General features: G+C 62.0%; 18 protein-coding genes. 6 read left to right on the top strand and 12 right to left on the bottom strand.

Annotation, left to right across the window (positions count from 1 at the left end; genetic code table 11):
* Window positions 1-33: 33 nt before the first annotated feature.
* Window positions 34-363, bottom strand: a complete 330-nt coding sequence (locus HOC_RS22390) for a YkgJ family cysteine cluster protein (protein ID WP_035537641.1) — start codon at window positions 361-363, stop codon at window positions 34-36.
* Between the two features lie 181 nt (window positions 364-544).
* Between HOC_RS22390 and HOC_RS08785 the strand changes: the two genes are divergently transcribed.
* From HOC_RS08785 to HOC_RS08765, 5 genes are all read left to right on the top strand, one after another.
* Window positions 545-889, top strand: a complete 345-nt coding sequence (locus HOC_RS08785) for a hypothetical protein (RefSeq protein ID WP_035537638.1) — start codon at window positions 545-547, stop codon at window positions 887-889.
* Between the two features lie 141 nt (window positions 890-1030).
* Window positions 1031-1447 carry a VOC family protein gene (locus tag HOC_RS08780; protein WP_035537636.1) on the top strand — a complete coding sequence of 139 codons (417 nt, stop codon included), beginning with the start codon at window positions 1031-1033 and terminating at the stop codon, window positions 1445-1447.
* A 73-nt stretch (window positions 1448-1520) separates the two neighbouring features.
* Window positions 1521-2000 carry a DUF4262 domain-containing protein gene (locus HOC_RS08775; RefSeq protein WP_035537634.1) on the top strand — a complete coding sequence of 160 codons (480 nt, stop codon included), beginning with the start codon at window positions 1521-1523 and terminating at the stop codon, window positions 1998-2000.
* Window positions 2001-2042: 42 nt separating this feature from the next.
* Window positions 2043-2654 (top strand): glutathione S-transferase family protein, encoded by a 612-nt coding sequence (locus tag HOC_RS08770; RefSeq protein ID WP_035537632.1) that lies wholly within the window; start codon window positions 2043-2045, stop codon window positions 2652-2654.
* Between the two features lie 53 nt (window positions 2655-2707).
* Window positions 2708-3205 (top strand): DUF2721 domain-containing protein, encoded by a 498-nt coding sequence (locus tag HOC_RS08765; RefSeq protein ID WP_051624669.1) that lies wholly within the window; start codon window positions 2708-2710, stop codon window positions 3203-3205.
* Here the strand turns inward: HOC_RS08765 and HOC_RS08760 are convergent.
* The 10 genes from HOC_RS08760 to cls all read right to left on the bottom strand — a co-directional run bounded on the left by HOC_RS08760 (window position 3202) and on the right by cls (window position 13981).
* The gene (locus HOC_RS08760; protein WP_035537630.1) at window positions 3202-3777 is read right to left on the bottom strand and encodes a hypothetical protein; all 576 of its coding nucleotides are present in this window, start codon (window positions 3775-3777) and stop codon (window positions 3202-3204) included. The genes HOC_RS08765 and HOC_RS08760 overlap by 4 nt on opposite strands.
* A gap of 55 nt (window positions 3778-3832) precedes the next feature.
* Window positions 3833-5755: an ATP-dependent zinc metalloprotease FtsH gene (gene ftsH / locus HOC_RS08755; protein ID WP_035537629.1), complete on the bottom strand. Its 1923-nt coding sequence runs from the start codon at window positions 5753-5755 to the stop codon at window positions 3833-3835.
* Between the two features lie 93 nt (window positions 5756-5848).
* On the bottom strand, window positions 5849-6895 hold the full coding sequence (gene tilS / locus HOC_RS21160) for a tRNA lysidine(34) synthetase TilS (RefSeq protein WP_051624668.1): 1047 nt from the start codon (window positions 6893-6895) through the stop codon (window positions 5849-5851).
* Window positions 6883-7911 carry a tol-pal system protein YbgF gene (gene ybgF, locus HOC_RS08745; RefSeq protein ID WP_035537628.1) on the bottom strand — a complete coding sequence of 343 codons (1029 nt, stop codon included), beginning with the start codon at window positions 7909-7911 and terminating at the stop codon, window positions 6883-6885. The genes tilS and ybgF overlap by 13 nt, the downstream gene beginning before the upstream one ends.
* Before the next feature lie 101 nt (window positions 7912-8012).
* Window positions 8013-8558: a peptidoglycan-associated lipoprotein Pal gene (pal, locus tag HOC_RS08740; RefSeq protein WP_035537627.1), complete on the bottom strand. Its 546-nt coding sequence runs from the start codon at window positions 8556-8558 to the stop codon at window positions 8013-8015.
* A gap of 221 nt (window positions 8559-8779) precedes the next feature.
* Window positions 8780-10135 carry a Tol-Pal system beta propeller repeat protein TolB gene (tolB, locus tag HOC_RS08735; protein WP_035537626.1) on the bottom strand — a complete coding sequence of 452 codons (1356 nt, stop codon included), beginning with the start codon at window positions 10133-10135 and terminating at the stop codon, window positions 8780-8782.
* 32 nt (window positions 10136-10167) lie between these two features.
* Entirely contained in the window at window positions 10168-11127 is a 960-nt protein-coding gene (locus tag HOC_RS08730; protein ID WP_035537625.1) for a cell envelope integrity protein TolA, read from the bottom strand.
* 18 nt (window positions 11128-11145) lie between these two features.
* A complete protein-coding gene (locus HOC_RS08725) occupies window positions 11146-11583 on the bottom strand; it encodes an ExbD/TolR family protein (RefSeq protein WP_035537624.1) in 438 nt (145 codons plus the stop codon).
* A 3-nt stretch (window positions 11584-11586) separates the two neighbouring features.
* A complete protein-coding gene (locus tag HOC_RS08720) occupies window positions 11587-12300 on the bottom strand; it encodes a MotA/TolQ/ExbB proton channel family protein (RefSeq protein ID WP_035537621.1) in 714 nt (237 codons plus the stop codon).
* Between the two features lie 223 nt (window positions 12301-12523).
* Complete coding sequence (cls, locus tag HOC_RS08715; RefSeq protein ID WP_035537620.1) at window positions 12524-13981, bottom strand: cardiolipin synthase; 1458 nt, start codon at window positions 13979-13981, stop codon at window positions 12524-12526.
* Between the two features lie 70 nt (window positions 13982-14051).
* Between cls and HOC_RS08710 the strand changes: the two genes are divergently transcribed.
* Complete coding sequence (locus HOC_RS08710) at window positions 14052-14789, top strand: endonuclease/exonuclease/phosphatase family protein (RefSeq protein ID WP_084146231.1); 738 nt, start codon at window positions 14052-14054, stop codon at window positions 14787-14789.
* Window positions 14790-14855: 66 nt separating this feature from the next.
* On the opposite strand, the gene HOC_RS08705 is transcribed toward HOC_RS08710, so the two are convergent.
* Window positions 14856-15518: a PadR family transcriptional regulator gene (locus HOC_RS08705; RefSeq protein ID WP_084146223.1), complete on the bottom strand. Its 663-nt coding sequence runs from the start codon at window positions 15516-15518 to the stop codon at window positions 14856-14858.
* Window positions 15519-15618 lie beyond the last annotated feature (100 nt).

The following is a 15618-nucleotide window of genomic DNA, read 5'->3' as shown; positions in this document are numbered from 1 at the left end:
CTCACGAACACCCGTCATGGCGCAAGCGCCGTGTCAGGCCGCCTCGCCCTCAGGTGTGCGCACATTAGCCCCCAATATGCCGTTCGCGCGCCGGGCCTTGCCGCACTCGAAACTGCCCGCCCGGAAGGCGCGGCAGGCTTCGGGCCGGTCTTCATACACGCCGCATACGGCCTTTCCATCGGCCAGCTGCAGGTTCACGCAGCGCCCGCATTCAAACTTCACATAGGTCTGCCCGCCCTCGGCGAACAGGCTCTCGGCCGGCAGGCTGCGCGAGGCGTCATAGGGCAGCAAGGCAAGGTAGCGCGGGTGCCGGCTGAAACAGCAGGCACCGCAGGACACGCAGTCATAGGCCGGGTCGGTCATGGAATGTGCTTGAAAGCTCCGCCGCCCGTTTGTGCCCATTGCATCGGTCGGCGGCGGCGGATGTTTACGCCTGCGCTCTCCTGCGGACAAGCCCTCATGCACGCGCCGCCGCCTATGGCTTTGCGTGCGGGAGAGGCCGCCGTTCTCCGCACCCCCTCGCCGCGCGCCTATACTGCGCCCCATGACACCTGAAACCCGCGCCCGCCTCTTTGCTGCCGTGCCCCTCTATCTCTGGCCCTATCTGTGGCTGCAGCTATGGGGTCTCGAGCGCTGGATAAACGCAAACAAGCGCGACGTGCTCTTCTCGGTCTCGAACCGCACCGGCAAAGTCTACATTACCGCCATCTCCGACGCCCCGGCGCCGGAAGGCCGCTATGCCTACACGCCGCCGGAACAGTTCGCATGGGAACGGCTTGCCCTTCCCGTGGCTTCGGATGCGTCCGGGCACGCTCCGGGCATCGTTCGGGCTGTGTCCGGGCATTTTCCGGGCATCCTTCGGATACCGTTCAGCCCCGACACGTCCTGACGCCCGCCCCTCAACCGGAATTCACGCCTCCCCCGCCGCACGCCCCAAGGGCCTGTGGCCGCACGTGCTGGCAGTTGCGCTTCGCCCCGGCCGCCTTAAGAATACTGCCAGTCCCGCAGCCATTCCGAAGGCCCGCCGCCCATGCCCGTCGCCCCGTTCCACCTCGCCTTCCCCGTTGACGATCTCGCCGCCGCCCGCGCCTTCTATGGCGACCTGCTCGGCTGCCCGGAGGGGCGCAGCTCGCCAGACTGGATCGACTTCGATTTCCACGGCCACCAGATCGTCACCCATCTGGCGCCAGAGGAATGCCGCGCCGCCACCACCAATGCCGTCGACGGCCACGGGGTGCCCGTGCGCCATTTCGGCCTCGTGCTCCCGATGGAAGACTGGCAGGCCATGGCCCAGCGCCTTGAAGGCAAAGTGGAATTCCTGATTGCGCCCTATGTCCGCTTCAAGGGCCAGCCCGGCGAACAGGCCACCATGTTCTTCCACGATCCCGCCGGAAACGCGATCGAGCTGAAGGCCTTTGCCGATATCGGCCAGCTTTTCGCGAAGTAGGCCCAGCCTTAAATCTCGGACATGTAGGCTTACCGCGCTTGACCCCGCGCCCGGCACACGCCGTCATGCCCCCATGGACGCGCCAGACCTCACCGCCGCCGAACACCGCATCCTCTCGAACATCGAGACGCATGGCTGGCACAGCCTGCATGTGTTCGATCCCGAACTCTCAAAACCGAACTTCACCTATTCCATCGGCTTCAGCCACACGCTGAACGCGCCGGAATTCATCGTCTTCGGCCTCCACCGCGACGTGATGCACGGCATGCTCTGGGAAGTGTTCCGCCAGATAAAGGCCGGCCGCAAGGTGGAAGGCGAGCAGCACTGGCAAGGCCTCCTCGAAGACCATGACTGTGTCGGCAAGAAAGCCGGCCATCCCAAGCTGTTCACGGACTATGTGCCCTATGCCGACTGGTATTGGCAGCGCCTCGGCCATCGCGGCCATCCGGGCGTCGTCCAGCTCGTCTGGCCCGGCGACCTGGGCGGCCTCTACCCCTGGGATGATGAGTGCGCCGAAGCCGTGATCGACGCGCAGCCCCAGCTCTGGGTCTGACGCCCCTTCCCCGGCCTGCGTCGCGGGTCTACAGTCCTCCCCATGATCCTTTACGACAGCACCCGTGCCCCGAATCCGCGCCGCGTCCGCATCTATCTCGCCGAGAAGGGCCTCCACGTGCCTATCGAGCAGGTGGACATGATGGCCCGCCAGAACCGGCAGCCGGATTTCCTCGCCAAGAACCCTGTCGGCGGCCTGCCCGTGCTGGAGCTGGACGATGGCAGCTGCATTTCGGAAAGCGTTTCCATCTGCCGCTATTTCGAGGAATTGCACCCGACCCCGCCCCTCTTCGGCACCGGCGCCAAGGGCAAGGCCATCGTCGACATGTGGCTGCGCCGGGTCGAGCTGAACCTGATGTCGCCCATCGGCATGGTCTGGATCCATGGCCACCCGCTGACGGCAAAGCTCATCCGCCAGATTCCCGAAGCCGCCGCGCAGAACCGCGCCCGCACCGCCATCGGCTACAAATTGTTCGACGACCAGCTGGCGAAACACGCGTTCATCGCAGGCGACACCTATACCGTCGCCGATGCCGTCGCCCTCGCCACTTATGATTTTGGCGCCGGCCTTGTCGGCGTGCCCCCGGACGAGAGCCTTGTGCATCTCAAACGGTGGCATGCCGCCGTATCCGCCCGGCCCAGTGCAAAAGCCTAGGAGGCATAAGGCAATACTTGACGTGAGCGCGTGACAAGGCGAAGCCTTATGCCATGCCCATTTCCGTACCCGCCGATATTTCCCACATCATCCAGCTCGCCATCGCGCCGGTCTTCCTGCTTGCAGGCATCGGCGCTCTGCTCAATGTCATGGCCAACCGCCTTGGCCGCGTCGTTGACCGCTGGCGCAAGGTTGAAGGCTTCCTGGCCGATCTCGGCGAAGAGGCCCGTAAAGCCCACGTGCTGGAACTCGCCGCCATCGACCAGCGCATGATCCGCATCAACCGGGCCGTCACGCTGTCGACGCTCTCGGCCCTGCTGATCTGTCTCGTCATCGTCATCCTGTTTACCGGCCAGCTGATCCGCACCGACGTCTCAAACCTCGTCGCCGTACTCTTCGTCGCTTCGATGGGCGTACTGGTGGCCGGGCTAGTCTATTTCCTGATGGAGATTTCCATCGCCACGCGCACCCTGCGTGTCGCGCCGCACCTGATCACCACGGCGCGGGCAAGCGGCAGCCGGAAGAAAAGACTGCCGCATATTCTCGACTAGTCAGTCGCCTCAACCGGCTCCGGCGGCGTGACGGGCTTGGCCGTATCAAATTCAAGCCGAAAGAAACGCCCCGGCCGCTCCAGCTCATAGGCAAACAGCGTATGGGCCGGGCGCACTTCCACGGCCCAGATATTGGCCTTGGATTCCGGAATGCCCGCCTCATCGAACAGGGCCTTGGTCGCTTCATCCGCCGGGAAATTCTGCCGCGAGCCGCTGCTGTAATCCGCCGATGTCCCGCCATAGCCCGTCACCGCATCAAGGCTGCCATCGGCATGCCGGTGCTCATGATGCAGGGCCAGTCCATCGGCCCCGCGTGTCAGCACCCAGGTGCGTGACGTATCCTCCCCCACCGACAGCGGAATGCGTATCTCCGATTTCGAACAGTCGCGCACATGCATGACGATACGCTGGCTGCGCCAGTCATCGTCTGCCGCATCCTCGCTGACGATCTCCCCTTCAAAGGCTTCGCCACAGAGCGACGAGACGCGGCCCCAGAACTCCGCCTCGGGAGACGGGATGCAGGACGAAACGGAAAGGGCCGCAAGGCCGCCAAGACATGAGCGCAAAAGCATGGGGCGCAGCCTAGACTGGCTGCGCCCCATTTCAATTCCTAATATCTGGCAGACGTCAGGCCGGGTTCGGCTCGGTATCGCCAAGGCCGGCATCGCCCTTCGGCTTGCGGCGCTTGCCGGTGATCGGAACGGCAGAGGCCGGGCCGGAATCATCATCTGTCAGATCAGGACGCGTTGGCTTGTTGCCCTTCAGCAATTCCGCCATCTCGAAGCCCGACAGTGTCTCATACTCGAGCAGGCCTTCGGCAATGATCTCCCAGTCGCGACGCGTGTCGGTCATGATGCGGCGGGCTTCGTCCATACCGGTCTGGATCAGCTTGCGAACTTCTTCCTCGATCTTGCGCGATGTGTCTTCCGAAACATGCGAAGACTGCATCAGCTGCTGGCCAAGGAACACGTCGCCCTGGTCCGAGCCATAGTCCACCGGGCCGATATTGTCGGCAAAGCCCCAGCGCGTGACCATCGCCCGCGCAAGCCTTGTGGCCTGCTGGATATCGGAAGCGGCGCCAGCGGTGACATTATCATGGCCGAATTTCAGTTCCTCGGCGACACGTCCGCCCATCATGATGGCCAGGCGGCTGGTCATCTCGATCTTGGACATGGACAGCTTGTCGTCTTCCGGCAGCTGCATGACCATGCCGAGCGCACGTCCGCGCGGAATGATCGTCGCCTTGTGGACCGGATCGGCCGACGGCACTTTCATCGCCACGATGGCGTGACCGGCTTCGTGCCAGGCCGTCAGCTCTTTTTCTTTTTCAGACATCACCATAGAGCGGCGCTCAGGGCCCATCAGGACCTTGTCTTTTGCGTCCTCGAACTCGGCCATGGCAACAACACGCTTGCCGCGGCGAGCCGCCAGAAGGGCCGCCTCGTTGACCAGGTTCGCAAGGTCAGCACCCGAGAAGCCGGGTGTACCGCGCGCGATCGTCTTGGAGTCGACATCCTTGGCCAGTGGCACATTGCGCATGTGAACGCGCAGGATTTTCTCGCGGCCGATAATGTCAGGATTGCCGACAGTGATCTGGCGGTCGAAACGACCGGGACGCAGCAGCGCCGGGTCCAGCACGTCAGGCCGGTTGGTCGCGGCGACCAGGATGATGCCTTCATTGGCTTCGAAGCCGTCCATCTCGACGAGGAGCTGGTTCAGCGTCTGCTCGCGCTCGTCATTGCCGCCGCCAAGGCCTGCGCCACGCGAACGACCGACAGCGTCGATCTCGTCGATGAAGATGATGCACGGCGCGGAGCGCTTGGCCTGCTCGAACATGTCACGCACGCGGCTCGCGCCAACGCCGACAAACATTTCGACAAAGTCTGAACCGGAGATCGTGAAGAACGGCACACCAGCTTCACCTGCAACAGCGCGGGCGAGAAGTGTCTTACCTGTACCGGGAGGACCGACCAGCAGCGCGCCTTTCGGGATCTTGCCGCCGAGGCGCTGGAATTTCGAAGGGTCCTGCAGGAATTCAACAATCTCCTGCAGCTCTTCCTTGGCCTCATCGACACCGGCCACATCATCAAACGTGACGCGGCCATGCTTCTCGGTCAGAAGGCGGGCCCGCGATTTGCCGAAGCTCATCGCGCCGCGTCCGCCGCCGCCCTGCATCTGGCGCATCATGAAGAAGACAAAGCCGACGATCAGGAGGATTGGCAGGATCGAGAAGATCAGCGAGGCGACACCATTGCGGCCGCTATCAGCGTCAACCGAGAACGGGACACCTTCTTTGACCAGCACGCCTTGCGTTTCCATGTCGAGGCCGCGCAGCTCGCTGACGAGCGTCCGGTTGTCGGTCGTTTTCACGACGATCTGCTGGTCGCCAAGCGTGGCTTCCGTGATCTGGCCGGAATCGATCAGCTTGTAGATTTCAGACAGTTTGGCCTTGTCGGCATGGTCGGCTTCGGAAGATCCGCCCATCGCAACGGCCATGCCGATAACAAGCAGGGCAATCGCCCCCCAGATGGCAAGATTTCGCACGCTCATATCAGCTCTTTCCGTTTACAGGGATACTTGATCTTTAACATAGGAGCAGCATTACACAAAAACGACTCCTTTCGGCTTAACACGCAGCAATAGTCATGCGCTGGCTGCATAGAGGCTTCGTAAACTATCAATTCGCCGCGCCGTCAGCGTTTCCGGGCCATCCCGCCCCGCTTCAGGCATAAGGTGGACCCTCCCCTGCTTGCGGACAAGCTTTGCCCCGCCAAGTGTCGCACCCGCAAAAACCGTGTCCGCCATCAGACGCGCCGCCAGACTGACCAGATTCTCCCGTCGCGGCGGCGTCTCACGCCCCGTCACAGCCTGGATCAGCAGACCCAGCCCGCGCACAGCCGTATCCATGGACAGCCCTCCCAGGTCCGTTTCGATCCCACCTTCGTCCTCGCTGATAACAACGTGATCGCACAGCCAGCGCCCAAGGCGCCGATCCTCGATCGCGCGCAGGCCTGCCAGCTCCGCCATGCAGCGCCTCACCCGCGCCGCCGTCTCGGGCGACCCAGCGAGCAGCCGACGCATGCGCACCCGCTCATAGGCCAGGTTTTCATTGCTCGGATCCTCGATCCATACCTGCCCGCGTGCATGTAGCAGGCTGCGCAGATCTTCGCGGTTTTCAGAAAGAACAGGCCGCGCGATGCGTACACCCTCCCCTTCCGGCCACACAGGGGACATGGAAAGGGCCTGCATGCCCGCCAGACCGTACCATCCGGACCCCTGACGCGCCCGTATCAGGAACGTCTCTGCCTGGTCATTGGCCGTGTGTCCGGTCAGCAAATGCGTGCCACCTTGCGCCTTCAACGCCAACGCCAGCGCCGCATGCCGCGCCCGCCGCGCCGAGGACTGGCGGTTAACCGGATCGTCCCAGCGCAGGGTCTGGTGTGGAATATGCAGGTCGCGGCAGATCGTTGCGACCCGCGCCGCCTCGCCTGCGGCCGCCGTACGCAGCCTGTGGTCAAAGGTCAGCGCCGCCAGCTTGCGCCCGCGCGAACGGGCCCATTCATGGGCAATGAAGAGAAGCGCGAGGGAATCGCTGCCGCCCGAAATCGCAATCCCGACGGGACCGCGCGCATCGTGGCACAGCCGGTCAAACGCGGCGAGACGGGGCGCGAGCCCCTCTAGTTGTCGCACCCGGACTTGGTCCGCTCGACGGCAGACAGGTCGCGCGTCACGCCCGAAGCATTCGGATAGCGTTTCGGCAGCGTGTCCAGCGCGAGGCAGGCCTTCTCCTTGTCACCGATCAGGCGCATGTCCCGGGCGAGTTTGACCAGTGCATCAGGCGCACGCGGATCGTTCGGGAAGGAGCGGATCATGGTCGTATAGGCGGCGCCGCTGTCTGCATAAGCCTTCTGCTGGTAGAGCGTCTCGCCCAGCCAGTAATGGGCTTCGCCGGCCTGCGGGTCATTGCCGAAACGTTCGAGGAAGAGGCGGAAAGCCGCTTCGGCGCCGGCATAGTCAAACTGGATCAGCTTGGACTTGGCTGCCGCAAACAGCGGACCCGCCTCGCCCGGCAGGTCGCTGGCGGAAATCGTGCCCAGCGAGCCCGATGGCAGGCTGAGGCCATCCTCGGAAGGATTGTTCGATACGGAGGTCGGCGCCTCACGCACACCGGAGGCGCGATTGGCCACATCCGATACAGAATCGTCGGCATTCCGGTTGATCAGTTGCGTCGGTCCGGAGGCGAGGCCGCCAGCGCGGGGGGCAGCAGGCGAGGCCGCCGGATAATCGCTGCCTTGCGTTGCGCCGGGATAGCCAGCGGACGGGTCAGCGCTCGGATCGCTATACTCCGCGCCGCCAAGGCGGGCTTCAAGCGCGGCAAGCGTGCGCGACTGGGCCTCAAGCTGGCTGCGAAGTTCGCCGATACTGTCGGAAAGGGATTCATTGTCGCGTTGCAGGCCGTCATTCATGTCGCGCGATTGCGAGAGCTGGAATTCCATCGTCTCGACACGGCCCGTCAGGGTCATAATATCGCCAAGCAAATTATTGACCTGAACTTTCAGATCGGCGTTCTGCTGGCGCACGGTGGCAACCTGGCTGGAGAGGTCTGAACTGGTTACGCCCTGCGTTATCGGGGCGCCACGCTGCGCCATCGCGGGCGAGGCAGCAAGCATGAGACAGGCGAAGGCGACAGCCGGGGCTTTGAACATCAATGCAAATTCTCCACGCGTTTAGATGAGCACAATACAAAAACAGCCGGGGCCAAAATAAGGCACCCGGCTGCAAATTGTCGTAAAGTCAGCAGTCCGGATTAGCTGGTCGAGCCGGAAACGATCTGCGTGAAGCCGTTACGGTTGAGGGCCCAGGACTGCTCGTCGCTGCCAGCAGCGATCGGGCGTTCCTTGCCGTACGAGATCGTGTCGATGCGCGAAGGATCAACGCCAAGGCTGACGAGGTAATCTTTCACGACCGAAGCGCGACGCTCGCCGAGGGCGAGGTTGTATTCGCGTGTGCCACGCTCATCACAGTTGCCTGCAACGAGGATGCGGACCTTCGGGTAAGACGCGAGCCAAGCGGCCTGACGTTTCAGGATTTCCTGATCGTCGGTGTCGAGGCGGTAGCCGTCGAGATCGTAGTATACGCGCTCGCCGACGTTCACGCGGAAGTCGTCAAGCGAACCAGCCAGCGGGCCGGTAGGTGCAACAACGGTTTCTTCGACTGTCTCAGTTGGAGCAGGCGTTGTGTCAACGACTTCAACTGGCGCGGTTTCTTCTGCGACAGGCTTGGGTTTCGATGCGCATGCGCCGAGCGAAAGCAATACGGCGGCGGCAACGGTAAGTTTCAGTGAGGTTTGCATTGCTAAGACTCCCCTGGATGTCTTTAGAGCGATATAGGCGCCTTGCGGCGGGCGTTTGGTCAACGTGACGACGACTAGCGCGTGTCTGATTTCCATATGATTACGAAATCAGGCAATAATCGGGCGATGACTGAACCACGCCCCGTTTCGCACAATTTTATCCGTCTGTCTCCTGAAAGCAACGCCCCCGGGGCCTTTCCCGGGGGCTTTTGCTGCTTTTATTACTGCAGAAGCGGTGACCAGGCAGGGTCTGACGCATCTGTTTGCGTTTTGAGGCGCTGCTCATTGCGGCCAGACAGGTCAACTGACCAGAGTTGCGGGCCTGCACCGGGACGTGATTCGCGGAAATACACGATGACACGGCCGTTTGGCGACCAGTCCGGGCCCTCGTCGAGGTAGGCTTCGGTGAGCAGGCGCTCGCCTTTTCCGTCCACACCGATCACGCCGATATAGAACTTGCCGCCCGATTGTTTCGTGAAGGCAACGAGATCGCCACGCGGGCTCCAGACGGGCGTCGAATAGCTGCCCTTGCCGAAGGTAATACGGCAGGCCGCATCACGACCGCCCGACGGACAGGTCCGCGGGCTGCCATCGGCATTCATTATATATAGCTGCGGGCTGCCGCCACGGTCGGACGTAAACACGATCGCATCGCCATCAGGTGACATGGACGGCGATGTATCAATCGCAGGGTGATCCGTCAGACGGCGCGATTCCCGCGTTCGGAGGTTCATGATGTAGATGTCGGAATTGCCACGCTGGGCCTGCGTCAGCAGCACGCTCTGGCCATCACGCGAGAAACGGGGCGCAAAGGTCATGCCCGGGAAATTGCCGAGCAATTCCTGGCGTCCGGTCTCGATATTGAAGAGATAGACGCGCGGCTTGCCGCCCTCATAGGACATGTAGGTGATTTCCTGAGCCGACGGCGAAAAGCGCGGTGTCAGCACCGTGTTGCGACCGGGCGTCAGGTATTGCTGGTTGGCCCCATCGCTATCCATGATGGCGAGGCGCTTGACGCGCTCCAATTTCGGGCCGGTTTCGGCGATGTAGACGATGCGCGTATCGAAATACGGGTCTTCACCGGTCAGGCGCGTATAGATGGAGTCGGCAATCTTGTGCGCGATGCGGCGCCAGTTGTCAGGCGTCGTGGTCAGACGGCGACCCGGCTGGCCATTGATGCGCATCACTTCACCGGCATAGACGTCCCAGAGGCGGAACGAGACGGCGATCTTGCCATCGGGAAGCTCTTCATACTGCCCGACGACCAGGCCGTCCGTGTTGATGATCTTCCAGTCGGCAAACCGCGGCTGCACGTCCAGCGACAGGTCCTTCTGGATGAAGGAAGCCGGGTTCTGCATCTCGAACAGGCCGGTCGAGGTCAGGTCGGCGCGCACGACGTCGCTGATCTGCTTGGCCAGTTCGGCATTGGCGCCCGAGATCTGAAAATCCGGAATGGCCAGCGGCGTGGGGGTGAAGTTGCCGTCGGTCACACGGACCTGAAGCTGCGCCGCAGAGGGAAGCGCGAAACTTGTGGCGAACAGGAACGCTGTCGCCAGCGCCATCAGGATACGTTTCATTCGTTTGCCTCCTAGAATAATGGGATGGGCCGTCAATTTTCGGGCCCGATTGTCACGTCGATTTCTTTCCACTGGTCGTAATCGTCGGCCGGCAGCTTGTACGGGGCGCACTTGCGCACGGCCCTCAGCGCCAGGTCAACGGGGATACCGGCCCGGCCAATGGGGCGGGACTTGGGCAGCACAAGATCGGCCGAGTTGGACAGCGAGCCGTCGCGGGCGAGCTTCAGCCGCACCACGACATTGATCTGGTCTTCCTTCGGCAGGTCGTCGATGCCATTCCAGCAATAGCCGATCTGGCGGCGCACAGCGGCCTGCAGCGACGCGGTATTGCCGGTCCGGTCGCCCGCGCCCTTGCGGGGCTGCTGGGCATCGGCCAGCACGGGCTTCTCGATCCGTGGCGGCTCCTGCGCCGGCGGCGCCTTGCGCTCGTTCTGCGCCTTGGTCTTCAGCACGTCCTCGAAATCATTGAGGAAGTCGAGGTCGTCCGTCTCCGACTTTGGCTTTGTCTTCTGGACCAGCTTCTCTTCCTTCTTGGGCTCGGGCTTTTTCTTTTCCGGCTCCTTCACAGGCTCCGGTTCAGGCTCGGGCTCGGCCTTCTCATCTTCCACAACGAGGTCATCCTCGCTCGGTTCCTCGGCGCGTGTATCATTGGCGTCGACTTCCTCCGGCGTCAGGTCCGGCTGGTCGTCCGGGACCGCCTCTTCCTCGGGCGCCTCTTCAGGCACCGGCTCGGCCTCTTCCTGCACTTCGGCCTTCGGAATGGCGGACACATTGGTCACCAGTCCGATGTCGAGAAACTCGATGGGCACGTCGATGGCGCTCGCGCATTCCGGCAGCCGCATCAGGATATCGACAGGCCCGAGGCCCGGCTCATCCCGCTTCAGCTTCTCGATGGCCTTGTCGCACTCGGTTTTCTGCGTCGGCCACGACATCACGGCCAGCGCGATAACGCTCGCGTGGAGAAGGGCCGAAAGGGTGAAACCGCGCATCATGAGTGTGGAAAGGTCCTGCTATTTCTTCTGTTCGGTCACGAAGGCGAGCCGCGTATAGCCCGCTGCGCGCACTTCGGACGTCACTTCCATGATCCGGCCATAAGGGGTGGCCTCGTCGGCACGCAGATACATCTGCTGCTCATAGCCCTCGCCAATAATGGCCGCGAGCTTGGCGCCAAGCTCATCAACACTCACTTCCGTGTTCTGAATATAGATCGCGCCGTCCGCCTTGACGGTGATCGCCAGCGGCGCGTCATTCGGCTCGGTCTTGATCGGGCCAGACCGCGTCTTCGGCAAGGCAACGTCCTCGCCGCGCACCAGAAGCGGCGCCGTGATCATGAACACGATCAGCAGCACCAGCATGACGTCAACGAAAGGCGTGACGTTGATTTCAGCGTTCAGCGAGCGACGTCCGCGACGTCCGCCCTTGCCGCCGGATCCGAGGATCATGCCCATGGCTTAGTCCCTCCCGGGATCAGAGGCGCGGCGGGACAGGCGCACGAGCACATCCTGCGAGAACGTGTCGAGCTGGTCACCGAAGCTGGTAAGGTCGCCCGTGAACTTGTTGTAGAAAATGACCGCCGGAATGGCCGCAACCAGGCCCATGCCGGTGGCGAACAGGGCTTCCGCGATCGGGCCGGCAACCGTTCCGAGGCTCGTATCCTGTTGGGCGGCAATGTTGAGGAAGGCGTTCATGATGCCCCAGACCGTGCCGAAAAGGCCGATAAAGGGCGACGCAGACCCGATGGTCGCAAGCACGCCCAGCCCCTTGCCGGCCTTGCCGATCTCGCGATCAACCGTCGCCCGCATGGAGCGCTCTGCCCGGCTGACCAGTGCAGCGGCTTCAGCAGGCGCCGGCATGCCGCGCTTGGCGTCTGACCATTCGCGGGCCGCCGAAGCAAAGACGCGGCCGGCGGCGTCGCTGCCGACCTGGCCGGGGCGCATGTCGAAATCTTCCGTACGCCCGCCCCAGAAAGCGGCCTCGAACTGTTTCGCCTTGCGGCGTGCGCCACCCAGCGAGAACAGCTTCTCGACAATCACCATCCAGGACCAGATCGAGGCGCCGAGAAGGAAAAGGAGCACGAGCTTGACCACGGGGTCGGCGTCAAACACGAGAGAAAGCAGCGAGAAGTCAGTATTGCTGGCCGCCGTGCCAATCGCTTCGGATTCCATGAGATGTCCTGCTCCTTGAAGTCTGCGTGCGGGACGCGCACTGCATATGAGTCTGTGCCGATGGCGCGAAGCCTCGGCCTCTGCCCCTGTTTCAACACCAAATCTGGCGGAAACACGGCAGGGACGCCGTTTTCCGCAGTTGGTTAACCGCTAGGGCCATTTGGTTAAGGTTTCGTGCTGATGACATGCTTCGCTGCACTGCAGCAACCCCTCCGATTCGTATCTAGAGGAGTGGGGCGGCCAGTCGCAGGACATTCTCCTGAAGGCGCCTGAATCGCGGCCTTGCTGTCCACTCTTCGTGCGTCAGCGGCACACAATTGGCCAGATACCGTTCGCGCAGGGCATCCATATCCCGGTTCAGCCCGCGATCATAGGCGATGAGGGTCAGCTCGAGATTCAGGTAGAAGCTGCGCGTATCCATGTTCACCGTGCCGACCATGGAAACCTTGTCATCAATCAGCACGCATTTGGTGTGAAGCAGGCCATCTTGATAGCGCATGATCGTGATGTTCGCGCGTAGCAGCTCGGAGAAGACCGACTCGCTCGCCGACTGCGCCATGCGGGAATCAATGCGCTCCGGTACAATGATGTCCACGGCCACGCCGCGCTTCTGCGCCGCCTTCAGCGCCAGGGTCAGTGTCTCGTCCGGTATGAAATAGGGCGTGATGATCGAGACACGCTTGCGCGCCGCGAAGATGGCCGAGACCACCCATTCATGGATAAGCGAGTCATGGATTTCAGGGCCCGAGGGCAAGAGCTGCAGCGCCACATCGCCCGGCGCCGTCTCGCGCGGATGGTCGGTCGGCAGGTCGCGAAGCGCCTTGCGATCAATATCGAGCCCGACCGTGTCGAAGATGTAATCGGCGTTGAACACGACGCCGAGGGAATCGACGATATGGCCTTCCAGCCGGAACATGATGTCGACCCATTCGCCGACCGCCTTGTTCTGCTTGAAGAAGCGCGGGTCGACCAAGTTGAAGCTGCCGACATAGCCAATCTGCTGGTCGATCGCGATCAGCTTGCGGTGATTGCGCAGGTCGGTTCGTTGCGACAGCGACTTGATCAGGCCGACGGGGAGCGACGCTTCGACATCCACCCCGGCCTGCCTCAGTCGTTGCAGCCAGCTTGACCGGAACAGGGCCTTGCTGCCGAAATGGTCAGCCAGAAGGTTGCAGTCGACGCCGCGCTTCGACGCCCGCACAAGCGCTTCCATCACAGCTGTCACCCGGCCTTCCGGCTCGACAATATAGAATTCGAGATAGCAGGTGTTGGTCGCCGCATCGATATCGGCCACCAGCCGGTCGAGAATCTCGCCGGCATCTTCCAGCATCTCGACCCGGTTATTGTGTGTGACATGGAAGCCGGAATCTGCGGCGATGCTTTCGCTCATGGCGCGGAAGGCGTCTGAGACGTCCAGCTCCTCGGCGGCGCCGCCATCATCATCAATGCCATAACGTTTCTGGTAAAAATTGCGCACCCAGGCGCTCTGATGCAGCCGTTTGCGGCCCATCCTGTGATCGCCGAACAGAAAATAGAAAAAGATGCCTATATAAGGAATGGCAAACAGGATGATGATCCATCCCAGCGTCGTGCTGACGGCCAGCTTGCGGTAAAGCAGGCGGAAGGTGAGCGCGACAGCGATCACGATATGGAGCGCAAAGACCAATGAACTTGGCAGCAAGGCCGTCCCCTTCAGTTTCTAGCGCCCAACGCTGCATGGAACCACCTGTTCCAGACTGCATATGAAGGCCATGACACAGACACTCCGGATCCTGACATGGAATATCCAGGCCGCCATCGGCACTGCACGATATTCACATTACCTGACACGCGCGCATCATCAGGTGTTCAATACCAGTGCCAAGCAATCCACGCTGGAAAAAATTGCCGAAATCGTCTCCGAACATGATGTCGTCTGCCTTCAGGAGGTCGACTTGGGCGGCAGGCGGTCGGGATTCGCATGTCAGGCCGAGCGCATTGCCATGCTGTCCGGCCACAACCACGTCGCCAAGCAGCAGAACCGCACCATCCCTGGCATCTCGCTGCACGGAAACGCCATCCTCAGTCGGTACGAACTGTCTCATATACATGATTTCAAGCTTCCGGGCCGCGTGAAAGGACGCGGCTGTCTGATCGCCAATGTACAGGTGGGACGGGGGATTTCGGTCGCCAACTTACACCTGAGCCTCGGTCGCAATGACCAGGCGTTGCAACTGGAGGCCATTGGCACACACCTGCCCCATAAAAAGGCCTTTCTGGTCGTCGGAGACTTCAACTGTACGAACAGTTCCACTCAGCTGGAGAGCTTCGCCGGGTCCGTCGGCGCGCAAATTGCCGACCAGCCGCCGATGCCGACCTATCCTTCCTGGCGCCCCAATCGCGACCTGGATCACATCATCTATTCCGACGCGGTTCGCCTCGAAGAGCGCCGCAGCCTGCCCCTTCAGCTCTCCGATCACCTGCCTCTGTCGGCTGAAATCAGTTTCTAGATCCCGCCAAATACATTGCGGGGCACCCTCCGGAGCCCCGCATGCAGGTGTCTTGACGGAAAAGCCCTAGTCTAGCGAGTCGATCTCGTCTTTCGCCGCATTCAGGATTTCGACGATCCGCCGTTGGCGCGCTTCGTCAGCCATCTTGTGACGCACGGTCTTGATGATGGCATGGCGCAACCGGTGCATCGCGGTGCGCACGTCTGTCGGATCAACGTCCTCCTCCGCCTTGAGCAGGTCTGCCAGCCGTTCATGGATCGCCTCGACCGTTGCGGCCTCGCGCTCCAGTTCGGCTTTGCCCTCATCGGTGATATGGAAGGTCTTCTTGCCATCCTCGGTGCGCACTTCAGCCAGGCCGAGGTCCTGGATGATCTCAAGCGCCGGATAGATGACACCGGGGCTCGGCTTGTAGGTGCCGCCGGTGCGCGTCTCGATTTCCTGGATCAGGTCATAGCCGTGGCGCGGGGTTTCATTGATGAGGCTAAGGATCAGCAGGCGCAGGTCGCCATGCCCCAGCGGGCGTCCGCCGCGACGTCCCATGCCACCGCGTCCATGGCCGTGTCGGCCGCCCATAGCCATTTTCATATGCCAGCGGGCGTGCCGACCGTGCCTGTGATGTCCGTGCATGTTCTCTCCTCTTTCCCGGCGCCTGTGGCTGCCAAAGATGTCGTCATTGTCCAAAAGCTCGCCTGACAGAACCATTCTGTCTTCGTTGTCTCTATTGTTCATTGATGCTCCTTTTAGATATATCGAAATCAAAAATAGTTTTCGATATATCTAAATGCAAGTGCCAAACGTGGGAAAATGGCTGCCGCAACGACTGCGCCAC

Origin of the sequence: Hyphomonas oceanitis SCH89, from assembly GCF_000685295.1 — a bacterium.
Taxonomy (GTDB): Bacteria; Pseudomonadota; Alphaproteobacteria; order Caulobacterales; family Hyphomonadaceae; genus Hyphomonas; species Hyphomonas oceanitis.
Note: the sequence above shows the minus strand (reverse complement) of the source record. Positions and strands in the feature narration are given on the sequence as shown.